At 70.8% G+C, this 8,189-nt stretch carries 8 protein-coding genes; 1 reads left to right on the forward strand and 7 read right to left on the reverse strand.

Features of this window, described 5'->3' with window-relative positions; translation table 11 throughout:
• Positions 1-95 precede the first annotated feature (95 nt).
• Positions 96-674 carry a hypothetical protein gene (locus BM339_RS49365; protein WP_021594477.1) on the reverse strand — a complete coding sequence of 193 codons (579 nt, stop codon included), beginning with the start codon at positions 672-674 and terminating at the stop codon, positions 96-98.
• A gap of 270 nt (positions 675-944) precedes the next feature.
• Between BM339_RS49365 and BM339_RS44740 the strand changes: the two genes are divergently transcribed.
• Positions 945-1,358, forward strand: a complete 414-nt coding sequence (locus BM339_RS44740) for a VOC family protein (protein WP_021594478.1) — start codon at positions 945-947, stop codon at positions 1,356-1,358.
• A gap of 525 nt (positions 1,359-1,883) precedes the next feature.
• On the opposite strand, the gene BM339_RS44745 is transcribed toward BM339_RS44740, so the two are convergent.
• The 6 genes from BM339_RS44745 to BM339_RS52400 form a co-directional block, all read right to left on the reverse strand.
• Positions 1,884-2,855: an ABC transporter substrate-binding protein gene (locus BM339_RS44745; protein WP_177287926.1), complete on the reverse strand. Its 972-nt coding sequence runs from the start codon at positions 2,853-2,855 to the stop codon at positions 1,884-1,886.
• Between the two features lie 44 nt (positions 2,856-2,899).
• The gene (locus tag BM339_RS44750; protein WP_021594481.1) at positions 2,900-3,244 is read right to left on the reverse strand and encodes a 4Fe-4S dicluster domain-containing protein; all 345 of its coding nucleotides are present in this window, start codon (positions 3,242-3,244) and stop codon (positions 2,900-2,902) included.
• Positions 3,241-4,815 carry an FAD-dependent oxidoreductase gene (locus BM339_RS44755; protein ID WP_075024782.1) on the reverse strand — a complete coding sequence of 525 codons (1,575 nt, stop codon included), beginning with the start codon at positions 4,813-4,815 and terminating at the stop codon, positions 3,241-3,243. Before BM339_RS44755 ends, BM339_RS44750 begins: the two co-directional genes overlap by 4 nt.
• Complete coding sequence (locus tag BM339_RS44760) at positions 4,812-5,597, reverse strand: ABC transporter ATP-binding protein (RefSeq protein ID WP_024936203.1); 786 nt, start codon at positions 5,595-5,597, stop codon at positions 4,812-4,814. The genes BM339_RS44755 and BM339_RS44760 overlap by 4 nt, the downstream gene beginning before the upstream one ends.
• Entirely contained in the window at positions 5,594-6,442 is an 849-nt protein-coding gene (locus tag BM339_RS44765) for an ABC transporter permease (RefSeq protein ID WP_256255840.1), read from the reverse strand. Before BM339_RS44765 ends, BM339_RS44760 begins: the two co-directional genes overlap by 4 nt.
• Positions 6,443-6,860: 418 nt before the next feature.
• Positions 6,861-8,189: alpha/beta fold hydrolase (locus tag BM339_RS52400; RefSeq protein WP_143118847.1), on the reverse strand; the 1,329-nt coding region annotated here is incomplete at its 5' end.

The raw sequence follows: 8,189 nt of genomic DNA on the forward strand, positions 1-8,189 counted from the left end.
ATCAACACCTACGATCCAGCCCGAAGGCGAAAAGTTCGGTCGAGAACGACTCGACCGTCAGCGCACGGGGGCAGCCGCCCGCGACGACGTTCGAGTTAAGGGTGCCGAGGAGGCCGGGCGTCGGGATATGGAATTTTCTCCGGGTGACTCGGCGCCGTCGCCGACCGGGCCTGCTTCCGTAGATTCCGCTCGTGGCGTACGCCGAGGACGGCTATGCCGACGAACCCCAGTGCTCCCGTCCCAAGGAATGGACCCATGAAGAAGATCGTCATCCAGTCGTTCTGGTTCTCACCGGCAACATACGCGGATTCGTTGTTCAGGTAGGCTCTGGCGGTCTTCCCGCGCTTGCAGGGTCCGTCCGACTGCACCTCGACATCAGTCGATCCGCGGCCGCCCGCATCCGGACGGAAAGACCCGTGGCAGGTCGACTTGCCCCGGGTACCGCTCACCTTTTCGGTGATCGTGACGGTGCCCGGTGTTCCGGCCGCGCCCCGAGTCACGAGGTATTCCTCGCGGGCCATGAGGCCCACGGCGACGGTGGCATAACCGAACATGATCCCAAAGGCGCCGAAGAACAGGTAGAGGATCAGGAACTTCGTGCTCGGAACCCGCTTTGCGGGCGCCTGAATCCGTCCCGGAGGAGGAAGCTGATAGGGCGTATTCTGCTCTTCCACGCCCGTGACTTTATGGCCGGGCCGGCAGTTTTGGCAAGGCAGGGAATTCGGTGGCGCCGATCGGGACAAGCACCGGACATTTACCGGACAGTTCATGGACGACTGGTTTAACAGACCGACCCGATGTTTGCGTCAGGTCGCCCTCACCGGGGACTCCTTTGCCGAAGCTCGCCTCTGCCGAGTCCAGATACCGGTTGCCACGCGGAGAGACGGGCTGTGAGGATCGAGGCGCAGGCTGGTTCCGGCATTATCGATGGAGGGAGGCGCCCGGTGACCTCGCAGCTCAATCCGTACATCAGCTTCGACGGCAACGCCCGGGAGGCGATGGAGTTCTACCAGGACGTCCTCGGCGGCGAACTGACGATGCACACCTTCGGCGAGTACGGCGACCCGAGCGCGCCCGAGGCCGAGAAGATCATGCACGGCATGCTGCAGTCCGATCTCGGCTTCACGCTCATGGGTGCGGACACCCCGCCCGGCATGTCGTACAACCCCGGCGACAACATCGCCATCAGCCTGAGCGGCGACGACGCCGACACGCTGCGCGGCTACTGGACGAGGCTGTCCGACGGCGGCGACGTCGCGGTCCCCCTGGAGATGCAGATGTGGGGCGATGAGTTCGGCCAGTGCACCGACCGCTTCGGCACCTCCTGGCTGGTCAACATCAGCGGCTCGTCCGCCTGATCACCACCCGCACGTGAGCCGCCGCTGGTCGGGACGGCGAGGCCTCGTCACGAGCGGAGGCGCTCGGTTCGCAACGGACGCAGCGGTCCGCGCTCACCACCTCGATCATGCCGGTACCTCCCGGGGTTCCGCGGCGGGCTCGGCGGCCGTCCACACCTCGTCCAGTCCGCCGACGAACCGCCGGTGGTCGAACTGCCGCGGTCGCGGAAGGTTCTCCAGCCGGTACATGCCCCGGGCTTCGGGACGGGCCAGGGCCGCGCGGCAGCACCACCGGGCGTGCGCCGCATCATCACCCCCGGCCTGTGCACCCGGCGCCGCATCCGCTTCATGTACTAGGGTCCCTGGAGGCTGCCGCGCCGCTCGGCGCCGTCCTCGTCGCCGTCCGTACCGTCCGGCGGGACGTACCACAGGTTGTTGCCGCCCGACGCGGTCGCCCGCTCGTGCCGCAGTAGCCCTTGTCCGCGAGGACGACCCGGGCCCCGGCGGGTCCACCGCCGAGGACGAGGACGTCGGCGTCGAGCCCGGTCATGTCCGGGCCCCGGGCGCGAGCCAGGAGTCAAGCGTGTAGTCCTTCTTGATGAGCGCCTGCTGGACGAGGAAGGCCTTGGTCCCTTCGAGCAGTTTCAGCCCCTCAGCCGGGAAGGGCTCGTCCGGCAGCTGGTCCTTCAGCGTCGTCTTGATCGAGATGTCGGGGGCGTATCCGCCGGTCTTGCCCACGTACGCGGTGTAGTTCGCCCAGTCGGCCTTGGAGGCCCGCGCGGCCTTGGTCTCGGCCTTCTGCCACACCTTGACGATGTCCGTGTGCCCGGCCAGGTACTTCTCCGTCACGACCGTGACGGACGTGCCGAGCAGGTCCGGGTGGTCGCGGGACGCGACGTCGATCGACCTGTAGCCCTTCTGCTCCTGCGCGACCTGGTCGGCGGAGACCAGGCCGCCGGCGTCGATCGAGTTCTTCTCCAGCGCCGCGATGATCGCCGGCGTGTACATGTGGATGATCTCCTTCGGCCTCACCCCGGCCTGCTCCAGCGCGCCGAGCAGGTAACGGTGGATGTAGGAGCCGGTCTGGACGCCGATCCGCTTGCCCTCCAGGTCCTTGAGGGACGCCGGCCCGCCGTCCTTCCTGGCGACGATCGCGGCGTCCAGGCGGACCGAGTTGAGCGACAGCAGCCGGGTCGGCAGGCCCTGCCCGCGGCCGATGAGCGCCGGGGTGTCCCCGTACATGCCGATGTCGAGGGAGCCGCCCGCGAGGGCCTGGTTCAGGTCGGGGCCGTTCGGGAACGTCGCCACCTTGATCTTGGTGATCCCGGCGGCCTTCAGCTCCGGGAGCAGCTCGCCGCGCTGCTCCAGGAACCCGACGGCGCGGGTCAGCTTGTTGCCGACGCCCGAGCCGATCACTCCGATGCGCAGCGTCCCGGAGCCGCTGTCGGCCTCGGACGAGGCGCATGCCGTCGCGGTGAGGACGAGCAGCCCGGCGGCCAGAAGTCGGGGGAGTTTCACGTTGGTGCCTTTCACAGGGGTGCTCAGGGGTTCTTCACGGTGTTTCAGGAGGTGAGGCGCGGGCCCGCCCGGTCCAGCGACGGCCCGACCGCGAGCTTGGCGCCGGGGGTGCGTCCCCGGCCCCAGCCGATCTGCGCGCGGTAAGTGCCGAGCGCCCCGTCCGCGGCGAGCGCCGCCTCGTCCGGGGGCTCGGGCAGCGCGTGCGAGCGCGGGTCGACGAACAGGGCGTCGACCGGGCAGTACGCCTCGCACATGAAGCAGGTCTGGCAGTCGCTCTGCCGGGCGATGACCGGGAAGCCGTCCGCGCCGCGGTCGAAGACGTTCGTCGGGCAGACGTCGATGCACTTGTCGCAGGCGATGCACCGGTTCCGCGAGACGATCTCGATCACGACGCCACCGCCAACGCCGCGGTCTCGGGACGGGTCCAGACCTCGTCCAGGCCCCCGGTGACGAGCCTGCGGTGCTGGGCGGGGTCCTGGTCCGGCAGGTCCTGGCGCTTGTGCATGCCCCGCGTCTCGGTCCGGGCGAGCGCGGCGGTGTACATCCAGCGCGCGTGCGCCGTCATCGCGGCGGCGGACCGCGCCCGCACGACCCCGGCGCCCTCCTCGCGGAGCGTGCCGCGCAGCTCGCGCCACGTCCGGTCCAGGGCGTCCAGTGCCGGGGTGAGCCGGTCGCCGTGCCGCAGCAGGTTCTTCTCGTAGGGCAGCACTTCGGCCTGGACGGCGGCGACGTAGTCGGCGTGGCCGCCGGCCGCGGGGCCGGCCGGGTGGAGGCCCGCCTCGCCGAGCGCGCGCACGGTCCGTTCCCCGGCGCGACCGCCGAGCCGGGCGGCGTACCGGGCGGCGCCCTGCCCGGCCCAGGTCCCCGACGACATCGCCCAGGCGGCGTTGTGGCTGCCGCCGCCGGTGAAGCCGCCACAGACCAGCTCGCGGGTGGCGGCGTCCCCCGCCGCGTACAGGCCGGGCACCGAGGTGGAGCAGTCGGGGCCGGTGAGGCGGATGCCGCCGGTGCCGCGCACGGTCCCCTCGGCGAGCAGCGTGATGGGGAACAGGTCCGTGAACGGGTCGATGCCCTGCCGGTCGAACGGGAGGAAGAAGTTCGCCTGCGCGAGGCGCATCGCCCGCTGGTCCTCGGGCGTGGCGCGGTCGATGCGGCACAGGACGGGCTCGCTGAGCAGCGTCCGGGCGATCACGGACCGGCCCTTGCGGCTGCCCGCGCCCTCCAGCACGGTCCCGTCCGCGCGGTAGAAGGTGGCGAACGAGTAGAACGCCGTCTTGGTCACGGACGTGAAGGCGGGGGCGATCGCGTAGGCGTTGGAGAACTCCATGCCCGACAGCTCCGCGCCGGCCTCCGCCGCGAACAGCGCGCCGTCCCCGGTGTTGACGTCGCAGCCGAGCGCCCTGCTGAGGAAGGCGCACCCGCCGGTCGCGAGGACGACCGCGCCCGCCCGCACCCGGAACGGCCGGTCGTCGCGCAGGTGGTACCCGGCGGCTCCGGCGACGGCCCCGGCGCCGTCCGCGAGCAGCTCGGTGACCGGGCTGTGGTCGAGGACCCGCACGCCCGCCCGGCGGACCCGCACCCGCATCCGCCGCATGTACTCCGGCCCCTGGAGGCCGCGCCTGATCTGCCGGCCGTTCTCACCCACCGGGAACGGGTACCTGGAGATCTCGGCGAGCTCGTTCATGTTCGCGTACGTCTGGTCGAGGACGCGCGCCATCCACTCGCGGTCGGCGAGGTAGCCGCCGAGGCCCTCCCGTCCGGCCATGGCCGCCTCCCGGGCCTCCGGGTCCGGCTCGACGTACCAGACCCCGGTGCCCGCGGACGCCGTCGCGCCGCTCGTCCCGAGGTACCCCTTGTCGGCGAGGACGACGTCCGCGCCGGCCTCCGCCGCCTTGATCGCGGCCCACGCTCCGGCGGGGCCGCCGCCCGCGACGAGCACGTCGGCGGTCAGGTCGTTCATGATGCCTCCTTGGCAGTGGCGACAGTTCGTCGAGCGGAGCTCGTCGGTTGAATGGCGGTGGGTGGGGGCTGGAGGACGGTTCGGACCCCGAGCCCGTCCAGCAGGTCGCGCCGCAGCGCGATGAACCGCGGGTCGTCCAGCGACCGCGGCCTGGGAAGGTCGACGACGTAATCCCGCGCGATCCGGCCGCCCGCGAGCAGCAGCGCGCGGTCGGCGAGCAGGAGCGCCTCCTCGACGTCATGGGTGACCAGCAGCACCGCCGGCCGGTGCTCGGCCCACAGGTCGGCGACGAGCGCCTGCGCGTTGAGCCGGGTGAGCGCGTCGAGCGCCCCGAACGGCTCGTCGAGAAGCAGCAGGTCGGGCGTCCGCACCAGCGCCCGGGCCAGCGCGACGCGCTGCGACTCGCCGCCGGACAGGGTGAGCGGCCACGCGTCGGCGCGGGCCGTGAGCCCGACCTCGGCCAGCGCCGCCTCGGCCCGCTCGCGCAGGCCGCGCCCCCGCAGGCCGAGGACGACGTTGTCCCACACCCGGCTCCATGGGAGGAGGCGGTGCTCCTGGTAGACGACGGCGCGCCGGCCGGGGACGCCGATCTCGCCGCTCCCCTCGCCGTCCAGCCCGGCCAGGGCGCGCAGCAGCGTGCTCTTCCCCGAGCCGCTCGCGCCGAGCAGCGCGACGAACTCGCCGGGGACGATGTCGAGATCGACGCCGTCCAGGACGGCGCGCTCGCCGAACACCCGCCGGAGACCGCGGACGCGCACCCCCTTCTCCATCGTCGCCGTCATCGCGCCACCAGCCCCCTCCGCCAGGCCAGCGCGCGCCGCTCGATGAGCCGCACCAGCAGGTCCGTCGACACGCCGAGCAGCGCGTACACCACGAGGACCAGGAAGACCGTCTCCATCTGCAGGAACTGGGTGGCCTGGTTGATGACGAAGCCGATGCCGCTGGCCGTCGCCGACTGCTCCACGACGACGAGCGTCAGCCAGGCGACGCCGAGCGACAGCCGCAGCCCGACGAGGATCTGCGGGAGCGCGCCGGGCAGGATGACCTTCCGGATCAGCCCGAACCGGCCGAGGCCGCAGGTGCGGGCGGACTCCACCAGCCGCTCGTCCACGCCCCGGATGCCGTGGAACACGTTGATGTAGAGCGGGAACACCGTGCCGACCGCGATCAGGCCGACCTTGGACGTCTCGCCGATCCCGAACCAGATGATGAACAGCGGGACGAGCGCGAGGTGGGGAAGCATCCGGACCGCCTGGACGGGCGCGTCGATGATGTCCTCGCTGATCCGGGACAGCCCGGAGAGCAGGCCGAGGGCGAGGCCCGTCGGCAGCCCGATCGCCAGCCCCTTCAGCACCCGCACGAGCGAGACGCCGAGGTTCTCGAACAGCGCGCCCGACGCGAGCATCTCCCGGCCGCGCACGGCGACGTCGCTGAGCGGCGGCGTCGTGCTGCCCAGCCAGCCGGCCCGGGCGCCGATCTCCCACAGCGCGAGGACGGCGACCAGCCCGCCGGCCTTGCGCACCCGGCGCAGCAGCGACAGCAGCACGGCACCAGAACGGGCCGCGGTCGAGACCCGCGCCACCACGGGAATCGCCGAGCGGGGCGGATCGAGCAGGTCGGTGGACACAGAGCACCTCCGGGCAGGGGGAAGCAGAACGAAAGACGGCAGGAATCGGCCCCCGAGAGGGCGCGGGTGAGAGGAAGAGGGGCCGGTCAGTGGCCGCGGCGTGCGGAAGAGCGGTTCAACAGGACGCGCTGCACACGCGAAGGAGGTCGACGTGGCGCCTCGCCACCAGGACCTCCGCTGCGTTCATGTCCCCAGGATGCACACGGCACCGGGTCCCTGTGAAGCCCCCAAGAAGCTGCCTCCACCTGCGAAGACATCCGCGGATGGACGATTTTCCGACAAAACCTACCGATTTACCTGGGAATATGCCCGTGACGGCCTCCCGCCGCGATCGCCGCGAAGGTTACGCAGATCACACCGTCCGGAAACCCCAGGTGGACGGACCGTAACACCCCCTCCACCGAGGGTCCCCGCCCGGTCACAGTTTCCGGTTGAGTACCTCGCCGACGTGCATGAGCGAGCGCGGACTCGTCATGTGGTTGTGGTGGCAGTCGACCTCATGGCCGTCGAACTCGCCGTCGACGAAGGGTCTCCAGGCGTTCGGGTCCCAGCCCCGCTCCTCCCTGCTGTGCTTGGAGCCGAAGAAGATCAGCGTCCCTTGGAACACTCCCGGCGTGAAATCGCGTTGGAGTCGCTGGTTGTGCGCGAACATCCTGGTGAAGGCTTCGACGGTCGCACGATCCACGCCCTCCGCCCCGGTGGCCGCGGCGTCGAGGAGCCCGCTCTCCCCCAGTTCGGCGCCATCGCCGATGACGTCCGCCACCACGTCCAGCGCGTCGGGTCCGGCGGGATCGGCGGCCGCGTCCAGTTCCGGAAGGCTGGGGTAGCTGTCGAGTATCACGACGGTCTCGACGTCGGCGCCTCGCGCCTGCATGAGGGTGGCCACGAGGTGCGCCATCACTCCCCCGAACGACCAGCCGAGCAGCCGATAAGGCCCGGACGGCTGGATGGACCGGATATGCCGGATGTAGTCGTCGGCCATCTCGTCGAGGCTGCCGGCCGGACGTTCAGTGCTCTTCAGGCCACGCGCCTGAAGCCCGTAGATGGGGACGTCTTCGTCCAGGTACCGGAGGAGACCTGAGTAGGTCCAGCTGATGCCTCCTGCGGGATGCAGGCAGAACAGCGGCGGCCAGTGCCCTTTCCTGCGGATCGGCAACAGGGGCGCCAGCGGGTCGTCGTCAGGGTCGGCATCGATCCGTGCAGCCAGCTCCGCCACGCTCGGGGCGTCGAACAGGTCGCGGATCGTGACCTCGACCTCCAGCACGGACCGAATCCGGCTGACCAGGCGAGTCGCCAGCAGCGAGTGCCCGCCCAGGTCGAAGAAGCCGTCGTCGATCCCGACTCGGTCCAGGTTCAGCGTCTCGGCGAACAACTCACACAAGACCTGCTCTCGCGGAGTCCGCGGCCCCCGGTCGGTGGTGGAGGCGGCGAAGTCAGGTGCGGGTAGTGCCTTGCGGTCGAGCTTGCCGTTGGGCGTCAGCGGAAAAGCATCAAGCGAGACCACTGCGGCCGGAACCATGTGATCAGGCAGCATCAAAGCAACCGCCTGACGCAGCCGAGCCGGATCGCATCCGGCCTCCGGGGCGGGCACGACGTACCCGACCAGTCGCCAGTCACCGCGACGATCCTCACGCGCGACAACGACCGCCTGCGCGACCCCCGGTTGCCGTGCGAGCACCGCCTCGACCTCGCCCGGCTCGATGCGGAATCCCCGGATCTTGACCTGGTCATCGACACGGCCGACGAA

The organism is Actinomadura madurae, from assembly GCF_900115095.1.
In the GTDB taxonomy this organism is placed as follows: domain Bacteria; phylum Actinomycetota; class Actinomycetes; order Streptosporangiales; family Streptosporangiaceae; genus Spirillospora; species Spirillospora madurae.

Bases quoted from the DNA above. Each gene is read 5' to 3' on its own strand.
- BM339_RS44755 (WP_075024782.1), bottom strand. From the start codon at position 4,815: ATGAACGACCTGACCGCCGACGTGCTCGTCGCGGGCGGCGGCCCCGCC.
- BM339_RS44760 (WP_024936203.1), bottom strand. From the start codon at position 5,597: ATGACGGCGACGATGGAGAAGGGGGTGCGCGTCCGCGGTCTCCGGCGG.